The organism is Streptomyces tritici (genome assembly GCF_048500665.1).
Taxonomy (GTDB): Bacteria; Actinomycetota; Actinomycetes; order Streptomycetales; family Streptomycetaceae; genus Streptomyces; species Streptomyces tritici.
Window position 1 is genome coordinate 4,302,882 of sequence record NZ_CP183183.1, and the last position, 21,949, is coordinate 4,324,830.

The window sequence follows — 21,949 nt, forward strand, 5'->3', positions numbered from 1 at the left end:
GACCCGTCGCGCGGTGTGCCGCCCGGGACCGACGGGCCGGGGGCCGCCCCGTCGAGCGCGGCCCCGCCACGGCCGCCACCCACCACGCCCCGCTACGGCACCGCCACGCCCATCACCTCGCGGGCGTGGCGGTTCGGGGTGAGGCCGAGGGGCCAGGCCTGCCAGCCGGCGTCCAGGCGGACTTCGCGCGCCAGGGCGAGCCCGTAGGCCGCGGCGCACTCCGCCAACCGCGGATCCCGCAGGTCGTGACGGTCCTCGGTCAGCCGCGCGAGCTCCTCCTCGGCGACCACCGTGCCGACCTCCACCCCGCCGGGCGAGGCGTACGGCAGGAGCGTCACCCGCAGGAAGGCGGCCCAGTCCGCGCCGCGCCGGTCGCCGTACGAGGCGAACAGCCGCGCCGCCTCCTCGCACAGCTCCAGGGCCTGCGCCGGCTTGTTGTTGCCGGCGTCGACGACGGCCAGCTCCAGACAGCTCCACGCCTCGCCGTGGGCCACCCCGATCCGGCGGAAGTCCTGCCGGGCGTCGCTCAGGAGCTGCCGGGCGAAGCCGGAGTTGCGCAGGTTGCCGGTCTGCGCGGCGCGCAGGTCCCGGGTGACCCGGCCCGAGTGGTGCCGGGCGCAGGCCAGCCCGTACACGTCCCGCATCCGTGAGAACAGCGACCGGGCCCGTTCCAGCTCCCGCACCGCCTGGTCCAGGTCGCCGCGCTCCTCCAGGGCCTGCCCCAGGTAGTACAGCGTCCACGCCTCGCCGCGGGCGTCCTCCTGCTCCCGGTGCCGGGACAGCGCCTGCCGCAGCCCGTCCACGGCCGGCGACGCGTCCCCGGCCACCAGGCGGGCCCGGGCCAGCTGGGTCAGCGCCCACGCCTCGCCGCGCCCGTCGTGCGTGCGGCCGTACCGCTCCAGGGCGGCCCGCAGCTCCTCCTCGGCGCGCGGCACGTCGCCCCGGCGCAGCCACACCTGGCCGCGCTGGAAGTGCGCCCACGCCTCGCCGTGCACCGACTCCGCGGCGCGGTGCAGCGCCATCGCCCGGTCCAGCAGCTCCACCGCCTCCGCCAGGTTCGCCCGGTCCCGCTCCACGCCCGCCAGCGCGTGCAGCGTCCAGGCCCGGTCCGCGGCCAGCGAGTCCGGGGCCTGCAGCTCCAGCGCCTCGCGCAGCCGGGCCGCGGCCTCCGGCAGGTTGCCCTGGTGGTGCAGGGTGATGCCCAGCGAGCAGAGCGCGAGCGCCGCGCCCGCGTCCTGGTGGGCCTCCTGGTACAGCGAGACCACCGAGGTCAGCGTCGTGCGTGCCTTGTCCAGCTCGCCGAGCTGCCGGGCCGCGATACCGGTCCGCCACTGCACCGAACGGGACAGCCGGCCGCCGTGCCCGAGCGCCTCGGCCAGCTCGTCGATCTCGCCTAGCCGGTACAGATCGCCGCGGAGCAGGCAGTAGTCGCACAGCGCGCCGAGCAGGTGCAGCACCGCCTCCTGGTCGACGCCGTCCGCGTGCCGCAGCGCGGCGGTGATGAAGCTGGACTCGTCGTCCAGCCAGCGCAGCGCCGCCTCCAGGGAGCCGAAGCCGTGCCCGCCGAACCGGTCCGCGCGGGTCGACATCTTGCCGTCGACCATCCGGATCACCGCGTCGGCCAGCTCCGCGTAGTTCCTGATCAGCCGCTCCTGCGCGGCGGCGACCGCCGCGCCGTCCTCCTCGTCCCGGAGCCGCGCCGCGGCGAAGCCCCGTACCGCCTCGTGCAGCCGGTACCGGTCCCCGCGGACGTGGTCGATCAGGCCCGCCGCGGCCAGCTCGCGCAGCAGCCGCGCGCCCTCCGCCTCGCCGCCGTCGAGCAGCGCCGCGGCCGCCGCGGCGCCGAGCGAGGCCCGCCCGGCCAGCGCGAGCCGCCGCAGCAGCAGCCGGCCGTCCTCGTCCAGGCCGGTGAAGTACCGGGCGGCCAGGGCCCGTTCGACGGGCCCGCCGCCGTCCTGCCCGTACTGCTCCAGGAGCCCGGCCCGCTGCCCCAGCGGGCCCGGCGAGGAGCCCGCCACCCGCAGCGCCAGCGGCAGCCCGCCGCACAGCTCCCGCACCCGCTCGGCGGCCTCCGCGTCGTACGGGCCCGGGTCGGGCGACGGCGCGGCCGCCCGCAGCAGCTCCTCCGCCCCGGCCGCGTCGAGCCCCGCGACGGCGAGGTGGTGCACCGAGGCCGCCACGTCCGCGCCCAGGTCCAGCGGCCCGCGCGCGGTCACCAGGACCAGGCTGTCGGACCGCCCCGGCAGCAGCTCCCGCACCTGCGCCGCGTCCACCGCGTCGTCCAGCACGATCGTCACCGGCAGACCGCTGAGGTGCTGGTGGTACAGCTCCGTGAGCCGGCGCACCTGTTGCTCGGCGGAGCTGCGGTCGCGGAACAGCAGCTGGTCGCGCGGGGCGCCGAGCCGGTTCAGCAGGTGCAGCAGCGCGTCCCGGGCGGGCAGCGGCCGCTCGCCGCGGCTCGCCCCGCGCAGGTCCACCACGCAGGCCCCGCGGAACAGGTCCCGCAGCGCGTGCGCCGCGCGTACGGCGAGCGTGGTGCGGCCCGCGCCGGGCTCGCCGTGCAGCACGACCACGGTCGGCCGGGTCGTGGTCGCCGCGCGGGCCGCCTGCACCCACTGGGTGATCTGCGCGAGCTCGGCCCGCCGGCCCGCGAAGAGCCCGTCGGCGGCCGGGAGTTGCGCGAAGGACTGCTCCAGTACGTGCCGCCGCCGGGCCGCCGCGCTGCGGTCCCCGCCGCGCTGCCGCGGCACGGGCCGCGCCGCCGGTTCGGCCGTGGCGGCGGTCGCCGTCCGCAGCATGCGCTGCTGGTCCAGGAACGGCCGTATCCCGCGCACCTCCAGGGCCGTCAGCCACTGCAGCCGCAGCTGCTCGGGCCCGCCGGGCTGGCCCAGCGCCCCGGCTCTGCGGTGCGCGGCCGGCCAGTGCGGCGCGGTCGCCTTCAGCACGGCCGCCGCGGCGCCCGCGACCGCCGCCGCGGCCCCGGCGCCCAGCGCCGTACCGGTGGCCGTGCCCAGTGCCAGGTCCGCCGCGCCGGCGGCCGCTGCGGCGACGGCCGTGACCAGCAACGGAGTGCCCAGGGCCGCCCCGCTCAGGCGCTCGGCCAGCGACAGGCTGCCCGCCTCGGCCTCCTCCAGGGCCAGCCGGTACGCCGTGTACTCCTCGTCCGCGCTCGCCGCCATGGAGTCCAGCGCGGCCCGTCCGCGCGCCAGCAGCGCCGTGCTGTCGAGGGCGCCGCCGGAGCGGCGCACCTCCTCCTCCACGGCGCGTGCCAACAGCCGCTCGGCCTCGGCCCGGTGGCTGTCCCGCATTGCGTCCCCCTCCGAGAGCTACCGCTTCCGGCCCCAAGTGTCGTGGGTGACGCGCGCCGGCGCGAGGGACGTCCCGTGAAGGCCCGAGGGGGTCGTCGGGCGTCTGACCGAATCTTCCCTGTTCGGTGGCGTTGATCTGCTGAATGAGGCTTCCGGGTGACTGCCCGGAACCAAACCGCGGCCGGGCAGTTGATCAGCGTGCTTCGCCAACGGAGCATTCCAGGCCCCTCGGCTCAAGAAGGACGATCTCGTGATCAAGAAGGTTCTCGCCACCGCGGCAGTCGCAGCCTCCGTCGCCGGCATGTCCGCGACCACGGCGATGGCGGCCGGCAACGACGGCGGCTCCGCCAACATCATCGGCAACACGTCGAAGCAGTCCATCGGCGCCAACGAGACCGGTGGCTACATGAGCCCGAACTTCGGTCTCGTCAACGGCGGCGTGCTGCACTGCTTCGACATCCAGAAGATCCAGGCCCAGGTGCCGGTCGGCGTCATCGCCGTCCCGGTCGCCGTCCAGGACGTCCTCGGCAACCCGATGGCGAACCAGACCTGCACCCAGAACTCGGTCCAGCAGAAGGGTGACGACGCTCTGTCGCACATCCTGGGCGAGGTCCTCTCCCAGAACGGCAACATGGGCGGCTGAGCCTCCCTCGTCCGTAGCGGCCCCGTTCCTCGCAGAGCCAGTGCGAGGAACGGGGCCGTTCCCCGTTCCGGTACCCCGCGCACGCTCCGGGATCACGCGGTGACGGGAAGAAGAACGCAGGTGGCCTTGGAGAAAACCACGAAGACCCGAGATCGCCCCGCTCGCCTCTTCATGTCTTCCGTCTCTGGCTGACCGGCCCCGCCGGGATGTGTACTCGGACACACGTTGGACGACGCAAGGGACGACTGCGGTGGACCTCCTCCGACCCGCCACCCGGGCGGAGCCGGCCGCGAAGGCCCGGCGCCCCGACGCGACGCCGATCGACGAGCTCGCCGCAACGGGCCTTACCACCTCCGAGAAGGAGTGAGCGTGACCACGTACACCCAGGAAGCAAGCACCCAGGAGCTCGAGCGCGCGTGGCTCGAAGAGGCGATCGGCCTGGCGACCCGGAGCGTCGCGAACGGCGGCGGGCCGTTCGGCGCCCTGATCGCCAAGGACGGCGAGATCGTCGCGCTCGGGAACAACCAGGTCACCGCGAACCTGGACCCCACGGCGCACGCCGAGGTCAGCGCGATCCGCGCCGCCTGCCAGAAGCTCGGCACCTTCTCGCTGGAGGGCTGCGTCCTCGTCACGTCCTGTGAGCCCTGTCCGATGTGCCTGTCCTCGGCGCTGTGGGCGCGCGTGGACCGCATCGTCTTCGCCGCCGACCGCGACGACGCCGCGGTGGCGGGCTTCGACGACCGCAAGTTCTACGACCTCTTCGAGAAGTGCCCGGAGTCGGCCTGGCCGATGAAGGTCGTACGCCTCGACCTGGACAACCGCACCGCCCCCTTCGACGCCTGGCTGGCCAAGGCCGACCGCGTCGACTACTGAGCACCGCCCGCAGTCCTCAGGGTCCGCCCGCACTCCGCCCGGAGCGCGGGCGGACCCTTGTGCCGTCGTGCGACGATGCCCCTATGAACCGTCTGGCCGCTTCCCAGTCGCCCTATCTGCTGCAGCACGCCGACAATCCCGTGGAGTGGTGGCCCTGGGGGGAGGAGGCGCTCGCGGAGGCGCGGCGCCGGGACGTGCCCGTGTTCCTGAGCGTGGGCTACAGCTCGTGCCACTGGTGTCACGTCATGGCGCACGAGAGCTTCGAGGACGCCGGTACGGCCGCGTTCATGAACGAGCACTTCGTCAACATCAAGGTCGACCGCGAGGAGCGGCCCGACGTCGACGCCGTCTACATGGAGGCGGTGCAGGCCGCGACCGGGCAGGGCGGCTGGCCGATGTCGGTGTGGATGACGCCCGACGGCGAGCCCTTCTACTTCGGCACCTACTTCCCGCCCGAGCCCCGGCACGGCATGCCGTCCTTCCCCGAGGTCCTCGACGGCGTGGCCCGGGCGTGGACCGAGCGGCGCGCCGAGGTCGGCGAGGTCGCCGGGAAGATCGCCCGCGACCTGTCGGAGCGCTCCCTCGCGTACGGCGGCGAGGGCGTCCCCGGCGAGGAGGAGCTGGCGGCGGCGCTGCTCGGGCTCACCCGCGAGTACGACGAGCGGTACGGCGGCTTCGGCGGGGCGCCGAAGTTCCCGCCGTCGATGGCCCTGGAGTTCCTGCTGCGCCACCACGCCCGCACGGGCGCCGAGGGCGCGCTGCAGATGGCCTCCGACACCTGCGAGGCCATGGCCCGCGGCGGGATCTACGACCAGCTCGGCGGCGGTTTCGCCCGCTACTCCGTGGACCGGCAGTGGGTCGTCCCGCACTTCGAGAAGATGCTCTACGACAACGCCCTGCTCTGCCGGGTGTACGCCCATCTGTGGCGGGCGACCGGGAGCGACCTGGCCCGGCGGGTGGCGCTGGAGACCGCGGACTTCATGGTGCGGGAGCTGCGCACCGCAGAGGGCGGCTTCGCCTCCGCCCTCGACGCCGACAGCGACGACGGCACCGGCCGGCACGTCGAGGGCGCGTACTACGTCTGGACGCCGGAGCAGCTCACCGAGGTGCTGGGCGAGGAGGACGCCGCGTACGCGGCCCGCTGCTTCGGGGTGACCGAGGAGGGCACCTTCGAGCACGGGGCCTCGGTGCTCCAGCTGCCGCAGGACGCCGGCTTCGCCGACGCGGACCGGCTCGGCTCGATCCGGGAGCGGCTGCTCGCGGCCCGGGAGCGGCGGGCCCGTCCCGGCCGGGACGACAAGATCGTGGCCGCCTGGAACGGGCTGGCGATCGCCGCGCTCGCCGAGACCGGCGCGTACTTCGACCGGCCCGACCTGGTCTCCCGCGCCACGGAGGCCGCGGACCTGCTCCTGCGCCTGCACATGGACGACTCCGCCCGCCTCGTGCGCACGTCCAAGGACGGGCGCGCCGGGGTGAACGCGGGCGTCCTGGAGGACTACGCCGACGTCGCCGAGGGCTATCTGGCGCTGGCCGCGGTCACCGGCGAGGGCGTCTGGCTGGAGTTCGCCGGCTTCCTCCTGGACGTCGTCCTGGACCGGTTCCGCTCCGAGGGCGGTGCGTTCTACGACACGGCCCACGACGCCGAGGCCCTGATTCGCCGCCCGCAGGACCCCACCGACAACGCCACCCCGTCCGGCTGGACCGCCGCGGCCGGCGCGCTCCTGTCGTACGCGGCGCACACCGGCTCCGAGGCGCACCGGTCGGCCGCCGAGGCCGGGCTCGGCGTCGTACGGGCCCTGGGCCCGCGCGCCCCGCGCTACATCGGCTGGGGCCTCGCGGTCGCCGAGGCGCTCGCGGACGGGCCCCGGGAGATCGCCGTCGTCGCCGGCGACCCCGAGCACGAGGCCGCCGCCCGCGCCCTGCACCGTACGGCGCTGCTGGGCCCCGCCCCGGGCGCGGTGGTGGCCTTCGGGCCGGCCGGCGGGGAGGAGTTCCCGCTGCTCGCGGACCGGCCGCTGGTGGGCGGGGCGCCCGCCGCGTACGTCTGCCGGCACTTCACCTGCCACGCGCCGACGACCGATCCGGAGGCCCTCGCGCGGGCGCTTTCCGCGCCGCGCTGAGATAAGGAACGCCTTCCCCCGGAATTGCGCCGAACGGCCCGGCACCCGGGGGAATTCGCGCCCGTCGTTGGAGTGAATGCGGTGCTGCCGCACGTTTTTCCGGGGCGGGATCCCGGCATGGTCGTCCCTGATGTGTGCAGCGGAGGCCCGGGTCCTTCTGGGGCCCGGGGTTCGCGAGAGTCGTGAGTCTCCTCCGCCGCAGAAAGGAATCAGGCGAAATGCTGGTTAAGAAGGCTGCGACCGTCGTCGCCGGACTCGTCATGGCCCTGGGCGCCGCGTCGCCCGCGCTCGCCGACGCCGGCGCGATCGGCGCGGCGGTGGGCAGCCCGGGCTTCCTGTCCGGCAACGTCGTCCAGGTGCCGATCCACGTGCCGATCAACGTCTGCGGCAACTCCGTGAACGTCATCGGTGCGCTGAACCCGGCCGCCGGGAACGTCTGCGTCAACGCCTGACGCACAGCGAAAGAGGCCGGTTCCGGCCCGGGCTTCCCGCCCGGCCGGGACCGGCCTTTCCGTGTCCGCCATGTGCCGCCGTCCGGGCGAGGGATTCTGACGACTGATCAGGTGACTGCCTTTCCGTCCGGCTTATTAAGCATATTTTCTGAGTACATCTGGGGTCATACCGACACGGAGTGCGAAGGAGTGCGGACATGACCCTGGGGAACAGAAGAGCGTCGAGCCGATGGTGGGGGGTGATCACCGCGGGTCTTCTCGCGACGGGCTCCGTCGTGCTGTCCTCACCGAGCCACGCCGCCGAGTCCCCCCGGACGCAGGAGCCCCGCCCGGCCGAGCTGACCACCGCGCTCGGCGCGTACCTCGACTACGGACCGCGCGGCGTCGCCCGGATCGCCGAGCTGGAGAAGTGGCTCGGCGGCACGGAACTGAAGGTCGGTCACACGTACCTGCCGGGGGACGTCTGGTCCAACATCGAGGGCCGGCCGGCCTTCCTGGAGTCCTGGGCCCGCTGGCGCAAGCAGAAGGCCGACCGGCTGTTCGTCCTCAACGTGCCCATGCTGGAGCGCAACGAGGCGGGCCTCTCCGACGCGGAGGTCCGCCGGCAGCTGCGGCGCGGCGCGGACGGCGCGTTCGACCGGCACTACACGGCCCTGGCGGAGCGGCTGGTCGGGCTCGGCGTGCCCGACACCGTCGTCGTCCTCGGCTGGGAGATGAACGGCATCACCTACAGCCACCGCTGCGGGCCGGACCCGGAGGCGTGGAAGGCGTACTGGAACCGCATCGTGACGGCGATGCGGGCGGTGCCGGGGCAGAAGTTCCGCTTCGACTTCACGCCCAGCCGGGGCCGGGACGCGGTGCCGTGGACCGAGTGCTACCCCGGTGACGACGTCGTCGACATCATCGGCATGGACTCGTACGACCAGCCGCCCGGCATGGACTTCGACCGGCACATCACCGAGCCGTACGGGCTGCAGAAGCACGTCGACTTCGCCAAGGAGCACGGGAAGGCGATCTCGTACCCGGAGTGGGGGCTCTTCCGGAACGGGGACAACCCCGAGTACATGCGCCGGATGCTCGAGTGGATGCGGGAGCACAAGCCGCTGTACCACACGATCACCGACTACTGCCCGCACGGCGTGTGGCAGTGCGGGCAGAACCCGAAGGCGGCGGAGGTCTTCCGCACCATGCTGTCGGACCTGGAGCCGACGGAGCCCACGGAGCCGACCGAGCCGACCGAGCCCACGGAGCCGACCGAGCCCACGGAGCCTGAACTGCCGCCGGTGGATCCGACGGTGCCGACCGGGCCGACGTGGCCGACCTGGCCGGAGATCCCGCCGATCGACCCGGCCGAGCCGGGTGAGCCGGAGTTCCCGTCGGACGACGTGTGGGAGCCCTGGGAGCCGTTCGACCCGACGGACCCGTGGGGCCCGGCCGCCCCGACACCTCAGGTACCCCTGCCCAAGCCGGAACCCAAGCCGGAGCCGGAGCCGGAGCCGGAACCGAAGCCTGAGCCCAAGCCCGAGCCGGAGCCGGAACCGAAGCCTGAGCCCAAGCCCGAGCCGAAGCCGGAACCGAAGCCCGAGCCCAAGCCCGAGCCGAAGCCGGAACCGAAGCCCGAGCCGAAGCCGGAGCCGGAGCCGAAGCCGGAACCGAAGCCTGAGCCCAAGCCCGAGCCGAAGCCGGAACCGAAGCCCGAGCCGAAGCCGGAACCCAAGCCCGAGCCGAAGCCGGAACCCAAGCCGGAGCCGAAGCCCGAGCCCGCCGCGGCCTGTGACGGGGTGAATCTCGGGTCGTGGGTGGAGCAGTGGATCGGCGGGCCGGTGTGCGTGCCGACCGACGGCTGGAAGGACGAGCTGAAGGACCTCTGGCCCTTCTGACCCGTCCGCGGCGTCACCGCCCGACGGCGGCGGAGGTCAGCCTCCGCCGCCGTTCCGCTTCCCCAGCAGCCGCCCCACCCAGGCCCGCCGCCGGGCCTGCCCCGCGGCCCAGCGCCGCGCGCCCGCCGCCGCCGCGCGGAGCAGCAGCAGCGGCCCGGTGCGCCGCCGGGCGAGCAGCAGCCGCCGGTTGGCGACGGTCTCCGGCCGCCAGTGGTTCTTGTACGGCTCCTGGCCCCGCAGCAGGCTCAGCGTGGCCCGCCCGCCCGCGTCCGCCTCGCGCGCCCCGTGCCGCAGCAGCATCGTCGCCACGTCGACCTTCCGCTCCCGCAGGCTCGGATCGGCCCCGTACAGGTACCCGCCGGCGAGGCTCGGCGACAGCAGCGTCAGGTCGGCGGCCACCACCTCGCCGCCGAGCCGGAACTCGGTCACCCGCGCGTCGCCGCTCGCGACCATCCGCCGTACCGCCCGCGTCAGATGCCGGGCGAACCGTTCGCTGGTGTGCTCCGCGGTCACCCCGCGGCCCTCCCACTGCCGCCGGTGCAGCGCGAGGAGCCGTTCCAGCGCGGCGGGCACCTCCTCGCCGGGGACGACGCGCTCCTCGATGCCGAGCGCGTCCAGCTTCCGCAGCTTGGCGCGGGTGCGCTGGGCCTTGGCGCCGGGCATCCGGCCGAGCAGCGCGTCCATCGGCACGGCCGGCAGCTCCAGGCACACCGAGTCGTCGAGCCGGCGGCGCGGTCCGCGCCAGGCGGCGTAGAGCCGTTCGGCCGCGGCCCCGGGCCGTACCTCGCGCAGGTCGATCAGGGCGGTGCGGGCCGCGTCGGCCAGCGCCGCGGCGAGCGCGTCGGCGGCGTCCGGGCGGGCGTCGTCGAGGAGGACGTCGCCGTAGTCGGTGATCGCCCCGCCGAGCGGGGTGAGGACGGGCAGCGGGCCGCGCCGCAGCATGAGCGGGGCGGCGCCGACCAGGCGTCCGTCCGCCGCGTCGCGGACCAGGAACACGCGCAGCGCGCCGGGGACGCCGTACGAGGTCCACCAGGAGTGCAGCCAGGCGTGGCTCTGGAACGGGGTGGCGGTGCGGCAGCGCGCGTACAGCGCCGTCCACTCGTCGGCGAGCCGCCCGAACTCCTCGCCGTCCCGGCAGACCTCGGCGGTCGACGCGAAGGCGCCCGCCGACGCGGCCGTCACCGAGGCGGCCGCCCTGGACGCGGCCGCCGTGGGCGCGGCCGTCACACCGTCTCCGACGCGGGCTCGGGCTTCCGCTTCCGCCCTCGCTCCGGCTCCGCGGCCGGGGCCGGTACGGCGGCCGACGCACCGCCCTCGCCCGCGGCACCGTCCTCCGCCGGAGCCCCGTCCCCGACCCCGTCCCCGCGCCGCGGCCGGACCAGCAGCGCGAGGCCGCCGAGCAGCCCGCCCGCGCAGCCGCCGACCAGCGCGGACAGCGGAGCGGACGGCGACACGGGACGGGTCGGCTTCGTGGCGCGGGCGAACTGCACCACCTTCACGCCCGTCCCGGCCGAGGCGTGCGTCCCGCTGGTCACCAGCGCCCGGGCGACCCCGTCCGCCATGGCCACGGCGGTGGCCGGCTTCGCGGAGCGGGCCGTCACGGAGATCATCGGCGCGTCCGGGGAGGTCGCCGCCTGCACGCTGCTGCGGAGCGTCGCGGCCGAGACCCCGGCCCACACCTGGGCGTCGCCGGTCACCGCGAGGTCGGTGGCGACCCGCCCGTACGCCTGGGCGAAGCCGAGCGCGGCGGCCGGGTCGGACCGCTCGCCGGGGACCACCACGACATAGCTGGTCGCCGCGTACTCGGGCGGGGTGAACAGTCCGTACCCGGCGCCGGCGGCCGTGCCGAGCAACACCGCCGCGGGCAGCGCCCACAGGCGGGGCCGGGACCGCAACCGGGCGAGCGGGGAGGGGAGTCCGGGGCTTCGGCGTCGCAGATTCATGGGGTCACTCGCTTCGCGGGAGGGAGGGGAGGGACGCGTACAGGGACATCAGCCGCCGGGCGCTGTGCGCGATGTCGTACCGGTGGGCGGCGGCGGGCTGCGGCAGCCGGCCGGGGCCCGCCTCGCGCAGCGCGAGCAGCGCGGAGATCAGTTCGGGCACGGACCCGCCGATCCGGCGGGCGCCCGGCGCGGCGTCCGGCGGCAGGTCCTCGACGGCCGGGCAGGCGACGTACAGGACGGGCAGCCCGGCGGCCAGAGCCTCCACGACCGCGAGCCCGAACGCCTCGTCGGGCGAGGCCGACACGAACACGTCCATCGCGGACAACAGCGCCGGCAGCGACGGCTGTTCGAGCCCGGGCCCGCGCGGCGGGTCCTCGCAGGCGCCGGTCAGCAGCACCCGGTCCGCGGCCCGGCAGGAGCGGGCCACCGCCTCCAGTTCGGCGCGCTGCTCCCCGTCGCCGACCAGCAGCAGCCGGGCGTCCGGCAGCGCGGCCACGGCGCGGACCAGCCGGTCGAAGCGCTTCCCCGGAGCGAGCCGGCCCACCCCGCCGACCACGAACGCGTCGTCCGGCAGCCCCAGTCGGTCCCGGGTGGCGCGCCGGGCGGCCTCGTCGTAGCCGAAGCGGGCCCGCTCGATCCCGTTGGGCACCACCCGGATGCGGCCGGGCCGCACCCCCCACGTCTCCAGGCGGCGCGCCACGCTGTCCGAGACGGCGACCGTGGCCGAGCCGAGCCGCTCGGTGGCCAGATACAGGCCGCGCGTACCGGCGTTCAGCGGGCGGCCCTCGATCTGGCGGTCGCCGAGGGAGTGCTCGGTCGCCACGACGTGCCGGACGCCGGCCGCGCGGGCGGCGATCCGCCCGTACACGCAGGCCCGGTACAGATGGGTGTGGACGACGTCGTACCGGCCCTGCCGGATCACGCGGACGAGCCGGGGCAGGGCCTTCAGATCGCGGTTGCCGGCCATGCCGAGGTGGGTGACCGGGGTGCCGTCTGCCTCGATGCCGCGGGCCACCGGGCCGGGGGCGGTGAGCGTGACGACCTCGCTGCGCACCGGCAGGTGACGCAGCATCAGCCGCAGCTGCTGCTCGGCACCGCCGATGCCGAGGCCGGTGATGACGTGCAGGACCTTCATGACGCGGCCGCCCCGGCCCGGCGGAACCGCTCGGCGTCGGCGGGTCTGCGGCGTCTGAGCAGGTGCGCGGCGCGCTTCGCGGTCAGCCGCCACGCGGTGTCCTGCTCCCCGATGTGGACCCGCGGCAGCGCGTACGTGCTGGTCAGCCCGCCCGGATCGATACCGCAGCCGTACCGGTAGCCGGCCGCGCGCACCGCCCGGACCGCGCGCGCGTCCACGTGCCCGTACGGGTAGCAGTAGCCCTCGGTCGGGGTGCCGGTGAGCTCGGTGAGGATCTCGCGGCTGCGCCGGGTGTCCTCGACGAGGGCCGCGTCGTCGGCGGTGAGCAGCGAGCTGTGCAGCAGCCCGTGCGAGCCGATCTCCATGCCGGCGGCGGCGATCCGGGTGACCTGCCGTTCGTCGAGCAGCCGCTTGCGCGGCCCGTCGGCGTCCCAGGCGTTGTCCCCGCCGAGCCGGCCGGCGAGCACGAACACGGTCGCGGTGAAGCCGTGCCGGCGCAGCAGCGGCAGCGCCGAGTCGACGAAGTCCGCGTAGCCGTCGTCGAAGGTCAGACCGACCAGGCCGCGGGCCCGCCCGGCGGCGGAGGCGGCCAGCAGTTCGCGTACGGAGACGCCGCGCAGCCCGCGGTCGGCGAGCCAGTGCAGCTGGCGGGCGAAGCGGACGGGGGACACGGTCACGCGGTACGGATCAGCGGGGGCGTCCGCGATCGAGTGGTACATCGCCACCCACGGGGGCGGCGTCGGCAGCAGCCGGCGGAGCCGGGTGCGGGCGCGGTCGGGGGCCGTGACAGCGGACATGGGCGAGCCTCCGTGCGACGGGACGGAACAGGGGTGGAAGGAACGGGGAGGGGGCCCCGGGCGCCCGGACGGCGCGCGCGGCGGACGGCAGGAGGACGAGGGCGGTCACCGCGCAGGCGGCGGCGATCCCGGCGGCGTGGGCGAGGCCCGGCGGCGCGGCGGCGGTGACGGCGGCGGCGCACAGCCAGGCGGCGGTGGTCGCCGCGGCGGCCGTCGCGGCCAGCCGGGCCACCCCGGCGGCGACCCGCCCGGTCCCGAGCGGCACGCTCTGCCGCCCGGACCCGGTGAGCAGCAGGACGGCGGTCAGGGTGATGCCGAGCGCGTTCGCCCCGGCGATGCCCAGCACCCCCCACAGGCGGACGCCGAACGCTCCGGCGAGCGCGGTCGCGGCCAGCCCGGCGAGCATCGTCGCGGCCGGGAACCACAGCGGGCGGGCGGCGGAGAAGTAGCAGCGGACGAGCACGCCGACGAGGGTCTGGCCGAGCAGTCCGAGCGCGTACACCCGCATGACGGCGGCGGTCGCCCCGGTGTCGGCGCGGTCGAACGCGCCGCGCTCGAACAGCACGGCCACGATCTGCGGGGCCGCGCCGATCACCACCGACGCGCCGGCGAGCACCACGAGGACGGCGAGCAGCAGGTCCCGTTCGACGCGGCGGCGGGCCGCCTCCCGCTCGCCGGCGGCGACGGCGCGGGCGACGACCGGGAAGGTCACCGTGCACAGCATCAGCGACAGGATCATCGGCATCTGGGCGATCTTCTGCGCGTAGTTGAGGTGCGAGATCGCGCCCGACGGCAGCGGGGCGGCGAGGAAGCGCTCGACGAGGACCTGGGACTGGCGGGTCACCGCGAAGGCCACGACGGGTGCGACGAGCGCGAGCACGACGAGCGGCCCGGCCGGGTCCGCGGGCGGGCCGTCGGCCGGCGCGGGCGTCCGGGGCTCCTTCAGGGCCCGTACCAGGAAGGGGGCCTGGACCAGCACCATCAGCGTCCCGCCGACGGCGACGCCGACCGCGGCGGACCGCACGCCCAGCGGTTCGCGCAGGACGAGGACGGTGGAGACGATGCCGATGTTGTACGCGACGTAGATGGTGGCGGGCGGCAGGAAGCGGCCGTGCGCGCGCAGCGCGGCGCTGCAGTAGCCGGTCAGCGCGAAGCTGAGCACGCAGGTCGCCGTCAACCTCGTGCAGTCGACGGCCAGTTGGGGGTCGGGCAGGCCCGGTGCGAGGACGGCGACGAGCGGGGGCGCGAGGACGACGAGCAGCAGCGCCGCCGCGGCGACGGTGACGACCAGCCGGGGCAGGGTGGCCCGGACGAGCGCGGGCGCGCCGTCGCGGCGCAGCAGCGCCCGGCTGAACGCGGGCACGAGGATCAGCGCCATGGCGTCCTCGATGAGCAGCGTGGACGCGAACTCGGGCACGGTCCAGGCGACCAGGAACGCGTCGCTGTCGGCGCCCGCGCCGAAGGAGTCCGCCAGGATCTGGTCCCGTACGAGCCCGAACACCGCGCCGGCGGCGGTCAGTCCGGCGGTGACGAACGCGGCCCGTGCGAGGAACCCGGACCCGCCGGGGCCCTTCGCCCGGTGCCGCCCGCGCGCCTGCCGGACCACCGCCCGCGGCGGGTCGGTGGCGGCCGCCTCCACGAGCGCCTCGACGCGGACCGGCTCAGGCATGTCCGGCCCGCCGGCCGCCGGCCCGCGCCGGGCCGACCTCGCGGACGTCCCCGCGGACGCCCCCCGCCCGGCGCGGCGCCGGCACCGCCGCGCCTTGGGCGCCGGGCGCGTCCGGCGACAGCGCCGACCAGGCCGCCAGGCCCAGGACGACCGCGGTCAGGACCGTGGACGGGCCGCCGATGTCCGCGTAGACGAAGTCGATCAGCTGCCAGCCCAGCAGGCCCACCGCGACCAGGGCGCACTCCCCGCCCCGGCGCAGCCGCCGGGCCGCCCCGGCCAGCAGCGCGAACCAGCTGCCGGTCAGCGCCAGCACGCCCAGCAGCCCCTGCTCGCTGAGGACCAGCAGGTACATGTTGTGCGGGGACAGCAGCGGCTGGCGCAGGAACGCGCGGCCCGCGCCCGCCGTGTCGCTGCCCGACGACAGGGCGAGCGAGGCGTGGCCGTCGCGGTACTGCGGGAAGCCCTTCAGTCCCACGCCCGTCAGCGGATCCTCGCGCCACATCCCGGCCGCCGCCGCCCACATCGTGTACCGGTCGGTGACCGACCGGTCCGGCGCGGCCGTCACCTGCGTGATGCTGGCGACCCGCTCCTTCACCATCGCCGAGCCCACCCCGAGACCGCCGACCAGCACCACCGCGAGCGCGCCCACCGCGAGCCCGACCAGGGCCGCCCGCCGCACCCCCGCCACCACGAGCTGCACCGCGCACGCCAGCACGGTCGCGATCCACGCGCCCCGGCTGAACGACAGCACCAGCGGCACGACCAGCAGCGCCGCGCACACCAGCGCGGCCGTACGGGCCCGCCCGGCCGGGCCGCCGAGCGCCAGGCCCACCGCGACGACGAGCCCGAAGGCCACCACGGTCGCCATGCCCATCACGTCCGTCGGCCCGAACGTGCCCACGGCGCGGATGTCCTCGCCCATGTACGAGGCGCCGGTGCCGGTCAGGTACTGCACCACCCCGACGCCGCCCTGGAACAGCGCCAGCGCGACCAGCGTCCGGGCCAGGACCGTGAAGTCCCCCCGGTCCCGTACGAGCAGCAGCACCGCGCCCGGGACCAGCACGAAGATCTGCACGTACCGGGCCACCCCCGGCAGGCTCGCCGCCGGGTCGTTCGAGGTGATCGCGGCCAGGGACACCCCGAGCACGGGAAGGCCCAGCACGACCGCCGCCGTCCGGGTCAGCGGCCGGGCCCCGCCGCGCACCACGCGGGCCAGGCAGTACAGCACCAGCAGCCCGGACGCCGCGTCGGCGGGCGTCCCCGTGCCGCCGGTGCCGCCCTCGGCCCCGCCCCCGCCCGGTACGGCGAGCAGTGCGACGACCGCGATCACCGGCGCCAGGTGCAGCCGCCGTCCCGCCCCCTGCATGGTCAGCTCCCTGTCGGACGGACCAGGCCCGCGGCGGTCCGCAGCAGAATGCAGACGTCCTGCCACAGCGACCAGTGGTCGATGTAATGGTTGTCGAACCGGCAGCGGTCCTCGATGGAGGTGTCGCCGCGCAGCCCGTGCACCTGCGCGAGGCCGGTCAGCCCGACCGGCATCCGGTGCCGTGCCGCGTAGCCCGCGTGGATCCGGCTGAACTGCGCGACGAAGTACGGGCGTTCGGGACGGGGCCCGACGAGGCTCATGTCGCCGCGCAGCACGTTCCACAGCTGCGGCAGCTCGTCCAACGAGCTGCGGCGCAGGAAGTTGCCCACCGGGCTCATCCGGGAGTCGTTGGCCACGCTCCACTTGGTCGCCGCCTCGGTCTCGTCGGCGGGCCGCAGCGTACGGAACTTCAGCAGCGTGAACAGCCGGCCGTGTTGACCGACCCGCTCCTGCCGGAACAGCACCCCCGGCCCGTCCGAGAGCCGCACCGCCAGCGCGCAGGCCAGCAGCACCGGCGCGGCGGCCAGCAGCGCCGGCACGGCCACCGCCAGGTCGAGCAGCCGCTTCGCGGCCCGCCCGCGCCGCTCGCCGAGCGGAGCGAGCCGGCGGCAGGCGTGCCCCCACAGGTGCGCGCCCATGGGCGTGTCCGCCGTACCGGCGCCGCCGACCCGCCAGACGGCGCAGCCGTAATGCTGGAACAGCGTCACCAGCGCCGGGTCGTCGGCGAGGAACACCGCCTCGCGGACGCTGTTCTGGATGACCGCCCGGTGGATCTCCTCGGCGGTGGTGAGCACCGGCAGCGCGGGCCGGCCCGCGTCCGGCGGCATGCCGTCCTCCCGCAGCCCGACCACCCCGACCGGCCGGATGCCGTACTCGGGCCGGCCGCCGAGCGAGGCCGCGAAGCGCTGCGCCTCGCCGCTCGGGCCGACGACGAGCGCCGACCGCGGCCGCAGCGGCGCGAGCCGCCGCGCCCGCCCGTGCACCATGCCCCGGCCGACCGCGACCACCGCCAGATGCACGGCGTACGCGGTGCCCAGCGCGGCCGGCCCGAACGCGCGGCCGGGGTCGGCCGCGGCGACGGCGGCGGCCGTGGCGCACCAGGCGACGGCGGCCCGGCCGGCGAGCGCGGGCAGTTCGTCGAGGACGGAGCCGAGCGCGCCGCCCGTGCGGTGCAGACCGGCCCGCCGGTCGAGCAGCAGCACTCCGGCGAGGAGCGGCAGGAGCGGCAGGGGTCCGTGGTGGGCCGCCGGCAGCAGGGCGACCGCGCACAGGACCGCCAGGCAGTCCACGGCGATCAGCGGCCCGGCGGTGCTCCGGGCGGGGGCGGCGTGCCGCCGGGGTGGCAGGGCGAGCCGGGCCGAGGAGCCGCGCTGCGGCGCGACGGACGGGCGGCCCGCGGTGGACAGGGGTCCGGACGAGGGAGGAACGCTGGTGCTTTCCGTGGTCACTGGGGAATCGGCTCTCCGCGCTGGGTGCCCCGCACGGGGGCCAGCTCGCGGTAGAGGTCCGCGATGGCCGCACCGGTGCGCCGCACATCGAACGTGCTGAGTACGTGCTCGCGGGCCTGGCGGCCCAGGGTGCGCCGGGGCTCCGGCCCGCCGAGCAGACGGCCGACGGCGGTGGCGAGCGCGGCCGGGTCCTCGGGCGGGACCAGGCAGTGGGTCGCGTGGCCGGGCGGCAGGCTCTCGCGCGCCCCGTCCACGTCGGTGACGACGACCGGCCGGCCCGTCGCCATGGCCTCCAGCGGCGCCAGCGCCATGCCCTCCCAGCGGGACGGCAGGACGACGAGGTCGGCCCGCCGGTACCAGGGGGCGGTGTCGGCGACGGCGCCCGCGAACCGTACGGAGGCGGGCGCGGCGGCCCGCAGCCGCTGCTCGTCGGGGCCGTCGCCGACGAGGACCAGCCGGGCGCCGGGCACCCGCTCGACGACCTCGGGCCAGGCGCGCAGCAGCACGTCCTGCCCCTTCTGCCGGCAGAGCCGGCCGACGCAGACGACGGTCGGGTGCCGGTCGTCGGACGGCGTCCGGCCGGGCTCGTCGCCGTCCGCCGCGGCGAACCGCGTGAGGTCCACGCCGTTGCGGACCACGGCCCACGGGGCCCGTACGCCGGCCTGCTCGCCGGTGCGGCGCTCGGCCTCGCTGACGCAGACGACGCGGTGCGCCCAGCGGGCGCCGTACCGCTCCCAACGCCGGGCGAGCGCGGCGGTCGTGCCCTCGACCGCCTCGAACGACCAGGCGTGCGGCTGGTACACGGTGGGGATGCGGCCGCGGACGGCCAGCCGCCCGCACAGCCCGGCCTTGGCGCTGTGCGCGTGCACGAGCCCGGGCGCCACGGCGTGTACGATCCGGGCCAAGTCGCGTGTCTCGCCGAGAAGTTGGGGCCCGGGTTCGCGACCGGCCCGCCAGGGGTGGAGCTCCGCGCCGCGGTCGCGTACGGCGGTGGCCAGCGGGGTGCCGGGCGGGCAGGCGACGGCGACGCGCAGTCCGCGGCCCACCTGGTCGGCGACCAGGTCCGCCACGACACGGGCGACTCCGCCCTCACCGGGCTGGACCAGGTGGAGGACGGTCGGAGGAAGGGAGTCGGCCGACTCGCGCGAGGGCGGCATGTCAGGGCCGGACGTCCGCCTGGACGGCAAGAACCGCTGCACGACACATATTGGTTCTCCGCTTGGCTGAGTGAGGATCCGGAACCGTCGAGAAGAGGTCCGGAGGATGGCAGGTATAACCCCAACGCCGGGCGATAGTAAGCATTAGATGCTCCTAAACGCTAACTTCCGTGCCCTTTCGGCAGTTTGCTCGTTGAACCCGTTGTGCCTTTTCCTGGCCGATTTCCGATCGAGCCGCTCCGATGGCCCAAAGATCTGTTGAACGTCACCCGTTCGGGAGAGCAACCGATGAAATAGGACCGCGTTGTTGATGGAGCCGGGCGAAACCGTCCGCGTCTTCAGCACAATCGAGGAGCACTACTCCATGTCCCGTATCGCCAAGGCCGTAGCCCTGTCCGCCGTCGCCGCCGCGTCCGTCGCGGGCGCCGCCGGTGTCGCCGCCGCCGACTCCGGCGCGCACGGCGCCGCGGTGCACTCGCCCGGCGTCCTGTCCGGCAACCTGGTCCAGGTCCCGGTCCACGTGCCGATCAACGTCTGCGGCAACACCGTCTCCGTCATCGGCGCTCTGAACCCGGCGTTCGGCAACGCCTGCGTCAACGCCTGATCAAGGTGTGAGGCACGGGCCCCGCGCCCGTGCGCCCCGACGCCGCCGGTGCGTCGCCGCTCCCGTCAGGGAGGGCGGCGCACCGGCTTTTTCGTGCCCCGGTACTCGTTCGGCCGTCGCCGGGTGGTGAACGGGCCAGGGCCGGTACGCGGCGAACACGCCAGGTCAGTGCCCGGAATTCACCCGACGGGCGGGCACGACGCTCCGTTGCGGAGCGGTTGCGGAGCGAAGTGGGCGCTGGTCACGTGGAGGAGCAGTTGTCCGACGCATAGCAAAGGAACACACATGCGTCCCCTGGTATCGAGCCGCGTCTGCGCGATCGCGATATGCGCCGCTCTCTCCCTCGGCACGGCGGCCCCCGCCTTTGCCGAAACCGCCCCGGTCTCCCGGACGGAGACCGCCGAAACCCCCGCCGTGGCGCCGGCCGTGCCGCAGGACCTGACGGACGACCTCCTCACCACCGTGCAGAAGACCGTCTCCGATCTGCTCGCCTCCCTCACCGGAGCCGATCCGATCGGTCTGGTCCCGCAGCTCACCACGACCGTGACCGAGCTCATTCAGCAGGTCCTCGGCACCGTGCTGGGCGGAACCCTGCCGGATCTGCCCGAGCTGGAACTGCCGGAGCTGTCCGACGTGCCGACCCTCCCGGTCGACCCGTCGGTGGAACTCCCGGCCGAACCCGCCGTGACGCTGCCGGCCCTTTAGGCCCGCCGCTGACGGCTCGCCGTGCCGGCCCGGAATCTCCGGGCCGGCACGGCTTTTTCGTTGCCACCGGTCCGACAATCCGACCGGTGCTCATCGTTCGGGTGCAGTGCCCGGAATTCCCCTGACCCGGAGTTTCCGGTGCGAGCAGGGCTCGTTACAGAAGTACGGAAACGACACGCCGGAATCGGCCACGAGAACGGTGTGTCCCGAGACTCTCCCGCAGAGGAAGGACTCTTCTCATGAAGCCCACCAAGGTCGCCGCGGTCGTCGCCGGTTCGATGATGGCCCTCGGCGCGGCCGCGCCCGCCATGGCCGCCGGAACCGCGCCCAGCCTGAACGGTGCCCTCGGTTCGCTCACCAGCAGCCAGCCGCTCAAGAGCGACGCGCTGAGCAGCACCACCGACGGCTCGGCGCTCCAGACCGTGACCGAGACCGCCGACAAGCTCAACGAGGTCGGTCAGAGCGCCCCGCTGCTCGGGGGCCTCCCGCTGGCGAAGTAAGGCGCGGACGGAGACGTTCCTGCAACCGGGCGAATTACGCGACGTCCCGGCCGAGGGACTCGTTCTAGAGCACACAGCACCCACCCCCACCACAAGCTCCTGAAGGGCGTGCGCAGTCATGAACCTGCGAACTCAAGCCGGCATGGGAATCCTGATGTCCTGCCTGGCCTCCGCCGCGATGGCATCGACCGCCTCGGCGGCCGAGGCTCCCGTCGTCCTGCCGCTGCAGGGCCTGGAGACCGCGGCCCCGGGCCTGGACGCCCCGACCGTGGCGAGCGCCGTTCCGCTGCCGGTGCCGGGGGCCCCGACCGGCCTGGCCGGCGGCACGCAGGGCGGCCTGCCGGACGCCCAGCTGCCCCGGGTGCCGGTCGCCAGCTCCGTGCCCCGCACCCTCGTCGAGGCCCCGCTGCCCGAGCTGCTCGACGGCAGCGAGACCGGCAGCGCGCTGCTCACCACCCCGGGCTCGGACCTCGAGGCGGTGACGCCCGGCGCGATCATCGGCACCCCCGTCGCGGTTCCGGACGGCCGGACCGGTCCGCTCGGACTGCCGCTGCCCGGGCTGAACGCGCCGGAGGCCGGCGTGCTCGCTCCGGCGCTGTCCGGGGCGCTCGACTCCGGCCTCGGTGTCCAGCCGCCGTCCGTCTGAGTATTCGTATGACGGATGGAGGGGTCGTGAAGACACGATTCTTCCCCGACACCCCAAGGGCTCTCGCTCGTTGCGACAGGAGGCTTGTCGCATGGCCGCGGCCCGCGGGACCGGGGTCCGTACCGTCGTACCCGACGGCGTGACGGACCCTGGCCCGCGGGCCATTTCCCTGTCCTCGGGCGGGTCCGGCGCAGGCACCGGAGGCCCCGCGGGATTCCGGCCGTAATTCGCGCGGCGTATTCGAACGGGGGAGCGTCGGGCGAATGATCTGGGCCGGCTGACGTAATCCCCCGTTACCCCTTCCGCGTCACGGCGTTGAACGCCTGTGACGGCCGTGGTTCTCGCGGTCGCGTTTCACCTTTCAAGGAGTTCTTGATGTCTCGCATCGCGAAGGCTGCCGCCGTAATCGCCGGCACGGGTGCCGTCGCCCTCAGCGGCGCCGGCATGGCCGTCGCCAGCTCCGGCGCCCAGGGCATCGCCGCCCACTCGCCCGGTGTCGGCTCGGGCAACGCGGTCCAGGTCCCGGTCCACATCCCGGTCAACCTGTGCGGCAACACCGTCAACGTGATCGGCCTGATCAACCCGGCGTTCGGCAACACCTGCGCCAACGTGGACGGCGGCAACGGCCACGGCGACGGCGGCTACGGCAGCTGATCGGCCGCCCCCGGCCGCATGAGCCGAGAGCGGCCCCCCGGTCCAGGAC

General features: G+C 75.2%; 19 protein-coding genes. 10 read left to right on the forward strand and 9 right to left on the reverse strand.

Annotated features, from left to right (window positions below; all coding sequences use genetic code 11):
* Window positions 1–92: 92 nt before the first annotated feature.
* Window positions 93–3,308, reverse strand: coding sequence for a tetratricopeptide repeat protein (locus tag ACNJ93_RS20115; protein ID WP_418958789.1), 3,216 nt, complete (start codon window positions 3,306–3,308; stop codon window positions 93–95).
* A gap of 250 nt (window positions 3,309–3,558) precedes the next feature.
* Between ACNJ93_RS20115 and ACNJ93_RS20120 the strand changes: the two genes are divergently transcribed.
* The 5 genes from ACNJ93_RS20120 (at window position 3,559) to ACNJ93_RS20140 (ending at window position 9,276) form a co-directional block, all read left to right on the forward strand.
* Window positions 3,559–3,951, forward strand: coding sequence for a rodlin (locus ACNJ93_RS20120; RefSeq protein ID WP_418958790.1), 393 nt, complete (start codon window positions 3,559–3,561; stop codon window positions 3,949–3,951).
* A gap of 369 nt (window positions 3,952–4,320) precedes the next feature.
* Entirely contained in the window at window positions 4,321–4,824 is a 504-nt protein-coding gene (locus ACNJ93_RS20125; RefSeq protein ID WP_418958791.1) for a nucleoside deaminase, read from the forward strand.
* An 83-nt stretch (window positions 4,825–4,907) separates the two neighbouring features.
* The gene (locus ACNJ93_RS20130; RefSeq protein WP_418958792.1) at window positions 4,908–6,944 is read left to right on the forward strand and encodes a thioredoxin domain-containing protein; all 2,037 of its coding nucleotides are present in this window, start codon (window positions 4,908–4,910) and stop codon (window positions 6,942–6,944) included.
* Window positions 6,945–7,162: 218 nt separating this feature from the next.
* Window positions 7,163–7,396: a chaplin gene (locus ACNJ93_RS20135; protein WP_418958793.1), complete on the forward strand. Its 234-nt coding sequence runs from the start codon at window positions 7,163–7,165 to the stop codon at window positions 7,394–7,396.
* A 197-nt stretch (window positions 7,397–7,593) separates the two neighbouring features.
* On the forward strand, window positions 7,594–9,276 hold the full coding sequence (locus tag ACNJ93_RS20140; protein ID WP_418958794.1) for a glycoside hydrolase family 26 protein: 1,683 nt from the start codon (window positions 7,594–7,596) through the stop codon (window positions 9,274–9,276).
* A gap of 36 nt (window positions 9,277–9,312) precedes the next feature.
* On the opposite strand, the gene ACNJ93_RS20145 is transcribed toward ACNJ93_RS20140, so the two are convergent.
* The 8 genes from ACNJ93_RS20145 to ACNJ93_RS20180 are packed head-to-tail and all read right to left on the reverse strand — an operon-like array spanning window position 9,313 to window position 18,791.
* Window positions 9,313–10,458 (reverse strand): GNAT family N-acetyltransferase, encoded by a 1,146-nt coding sequence (locus tag ACNJ93_RS20145; RefSeq protein ID WP_418961473.1) that lies wholly within the window; start codon window positions 10,456–10,458, stop codon window positions 9,313–9,315.
* Between the two features lie 41 nt (window positions 10,459–10,499).
* Window positions 10,500–11,219, reverse strand: a complete 720-nt coding sequence (locus tag ACNJ93_RS20150; RefSeq protein ID WP_418958795.1) for a lipopolysaccharide biosynthesis protein — start codon at window positions 11,217–11,219, stop codon at window positions 10,500–10,502.
* A gap of 4 nt (window positions 11,220–11,223) precedes the next feature.
* A complete protein-coding gene (locus tag ACNJ93_RS20155) occupies window positions 11,224–12,354 on the reverse strand; it encodes a glycosyltransferase (protein ID WP_418958796.1) in 1,131 nt (376 codons plus the stop codon).
* Window positions 12,351–13,151 carry a polysaccharide deacetylase family protein gene (locus ACNJ93_RS20160; protein ID WP_418958797.1) on the reverse strand — a complete coding sequence of 267 codons (801 nt, stop codon included), beginning with the start codon at window positions 13,149–13,151 and terminating at the stop codon, window positions 12,351–12,353. Before ACNJ93_RS20160 ends, ACNJ93_RS20155 begins: the two co-directional genes overlap by 4 nt.
* Complete coding sequence (locus tag ACNJ93_RS20165) at window positions 13,042–14,820, reverse strand: lipid II flippase MurJ (protein WP_418958798.1); 1,779 nt, start codon at window positions 14,818–14,820, stop codon at window positions 13,042–13,044. The genes ACNJ93_RS20160 and ACNJ93_RS20165 overlap by 110 nt, the downstream gene beginning before the upstream one ends.
* Window positions 14,813–16,186 carry an O-antigen ligase family protein gene (locus ACNJ93_RS20170; RefSeq protein ID WP_418958799.1) on the reverse strand — a complete coding sequence of 458 codons (1,374 nt, stop codon included), beginning with the start codon at window positions 16,184–16,186 and terminating at the stop codon, window positions 14,813–14,815. Before ACNJ93_RS20170 ends, ACNJ93_RS20165 begins: the two co-directional genes overlap by 8 nt.
* A 2-nt stretch (window positions 16,187–16,188) precedes the next feature.
* On the reverse strand, window positions 16,189–17,634 hold the full coding sequence (locus tag ACNJ93_RS20175) for an exopolysaccharide biosynthesis polyprenyl glycosylphosphotransferase (protein WP_418958800.1): 1,446 nt from the start codon (window positions 17,632–17,634) through the stop codon (window positions 16,189–16,191).
* A complete protein-coding gene (locus ACNJ93_RS20180; protein WP_418958801.1) occupies window positions 17,631–18,791 on the reverse strand; it encodes a glycosyltransferase in 1,161 nt (386 codons plus the stop codon). The genes ACNJ93_RS20175 and ACNJ93_RS20180 overlap by 4 nt, the downstream gene beginning before the upstream one ends.
* A gap of 364 nt (window positions 18,792–19,155) precedes the next feature.
* Here ACNJ93_RS20180 and ACNJ93_RS20185 point away from each other — a divergent pair, with 364 nt between their 5' ends.
* From ACNJ93_RS20185 to ACNJ93_RS20205, 5 genes are all read left to right on the forward strand, one after another.
* On the forward strand, window positions 19,156–19,395 hold the full coding sequence (locus tag ACNJ93_RS20185) for a chaplin (RefSeq protein ID WP_418961474.1): 240 nt from the start codon (window positions 19,156–19,158) through the stop codon (window positions 19,393–19,395).
* Between the two features lie 285 nt (window positions 19,396–19,680).
* Window positions 19,681–20,100, forward strand: coding sequence for a hypothetical protein (locus ACNJ93_RS20190; RefSeq protein WP_418958802.1), 420 nt, complete (start codon window positions 19,681–19,683; stop codon window positions 20,098–20,100).
* Window positions 20,101–20,339: 239 nt separating this feature from the next.
* Entirely contained in the window at window positions 20,340–20,600 is a 261-nt protein-coding gene (locus ACNJ93_RS20195) for a hypothetical protein (RefSeq protein ID WP_418958803.1), read from the forward strand.
* 118 nt (window positions 20,601–20,718) lie between these two features.
* Window positions 20,719–21,246, forward strand: a complete 528-nt coding sequence (locus ACNJ93_RS20200; RefSeq protein ID WP_418958804.1) for a hypothetical protein — start codon at window positions 20,719–20,721, stop codon at window positions 21,244–21,246.
* 375 nt (window positions 21,247–21,621) lie between these two features.
* Window positions 21,622–21,900: a chaplin gene (locus ACNJ93_RS20205; RefSeq protein WP_418958805.1), complete on the forward strand. Its 279-nt coding sequence runs from the start codon at window positions 21,622–21,624 to the stop codon at window positions 21,898–21,900.
* Window positions 21,901–21,949: the final 49 nt, after the last annotated feature.

What these genes read in the sequence shown, in the direction of transcription:
- ACNJ93_RS20115 (WP_418958789.1), bottom strand. Translation starts at nt 3,308, where the DNA reads ATGCGGGACAGCCACCGGGCCGAGGCCGAGCGGCTGTTGGCACGCGCC.
- ACNJ93_RS20130 (WP_418958792.1), top strand. Translation starts at nt 4,908, where the DNA reads ATGAACCGTCTGGCCGCTTCCCAGTCGCCCTATCTGCTGCAGCACGCC.
- ACNJ93_RS20135 (WP_418958793.1), top strand. Translation starts at nt 7,163, where the DNA reads ATGCTGGTTAAGAAGGCTGCGACCGTCGTCGCCGGACTCGTCATGGCC.
- ACNJ93_RS20140 (WP_418958794.1), top strand. Translation starts at nt 7,594, where the DNA reads ATGACCCTGGGGAACAGAAGAGCGTCGAGCCGATGGTGGGGGGTGATC.
- ACNJ93_RS20150 (WP_418958795.1), bottom strand. Translation starts at nt 11,219, where the DNA reads ATGAATCTGCGACGCCGAAGCCCCGGACTCCCCTCCCCGCTCGCCCGG.
- ACNJ93_RS20155 (WP_418958796.1), bottom strand. Translation starts at nt 12,354, where the DNA reads ATGAAGGTCCTGCACGTCATCACCGGCCTCGGCATCGGCGGTGCCGAG.
- ACNJ93_RS20160 (WP_418958797.1), bottom strand. Translation starts at nt 13,151, where the DNA reads ATGTCCGCTGTCACGGCCCCCGACCGCGCCCGCACCCGGCTCCGCCGG.
- ACNJ93_RS20165 (WP_418958798.1), bottom strand. Translation starts at nt 14,820, where the DNA reads ATGCCTGAGCCGGTCCGCGTCGAGGCGCTCGTGGAGGCGGCCGCCACC.
- ACNJ93_RS20170 (WP_418958799.1), bottom strand. Translation starts at nt 16,186, where the DNA reads ATGCAGGGGGCGGGACGGCGGCTGCACCTGGCGCCGGTGATCGCGGTC.
- ACNJ93_RS20180 (WP_418958801.1), bottom strand. Translation starts at nt 18,791, where the DNA reads ATGCCGCCCTCGCGCGAGTCGGCCGACTCCCTTCCTCCGACCGTCCTC.
- ACNJ93_RS20185 (WP_418961474.1), top strand. Translation starts at nt 19,156, where the DNA reads ATGTCCCGTATCGCCAAGGCCGTAGCCCTGTCCGCCGTCGCCGCCGCG.
- ACNJ93_RS20190 (WP_418958802.1), top strand. Translation starts at nt 19,681, where the DNA reads ATGCGTCCCCTGGTATCGAGCCGCGTCTGCGCGATCGCGATATGCGCC.
- ACNJ93_RS20195 (WP_418958803.1), top strand. Translation starts at nt 20,340, where the DNA reads ATGAAGCCCACCAAGGTCGCCGCGGTCGTCGCCGGTTCGATGATGGCC.
- ACNJ93_RS20200 (WP_418958804.1), top strand. Translation starts at nt 20,719, where the DNA reads ATGAACCTGCGAACTCAAGCCGGCATGGGAATCCTGATGTCCTGCCTG.
- ACNJ93_RS20205 (WP_418958805.1), top strand. Translation starts at nt 21,622, where the DNA reads ATGTCTCGCATCGCGAAGGCTGCCGCCGTAATCGCCGGCACGGGTGCC.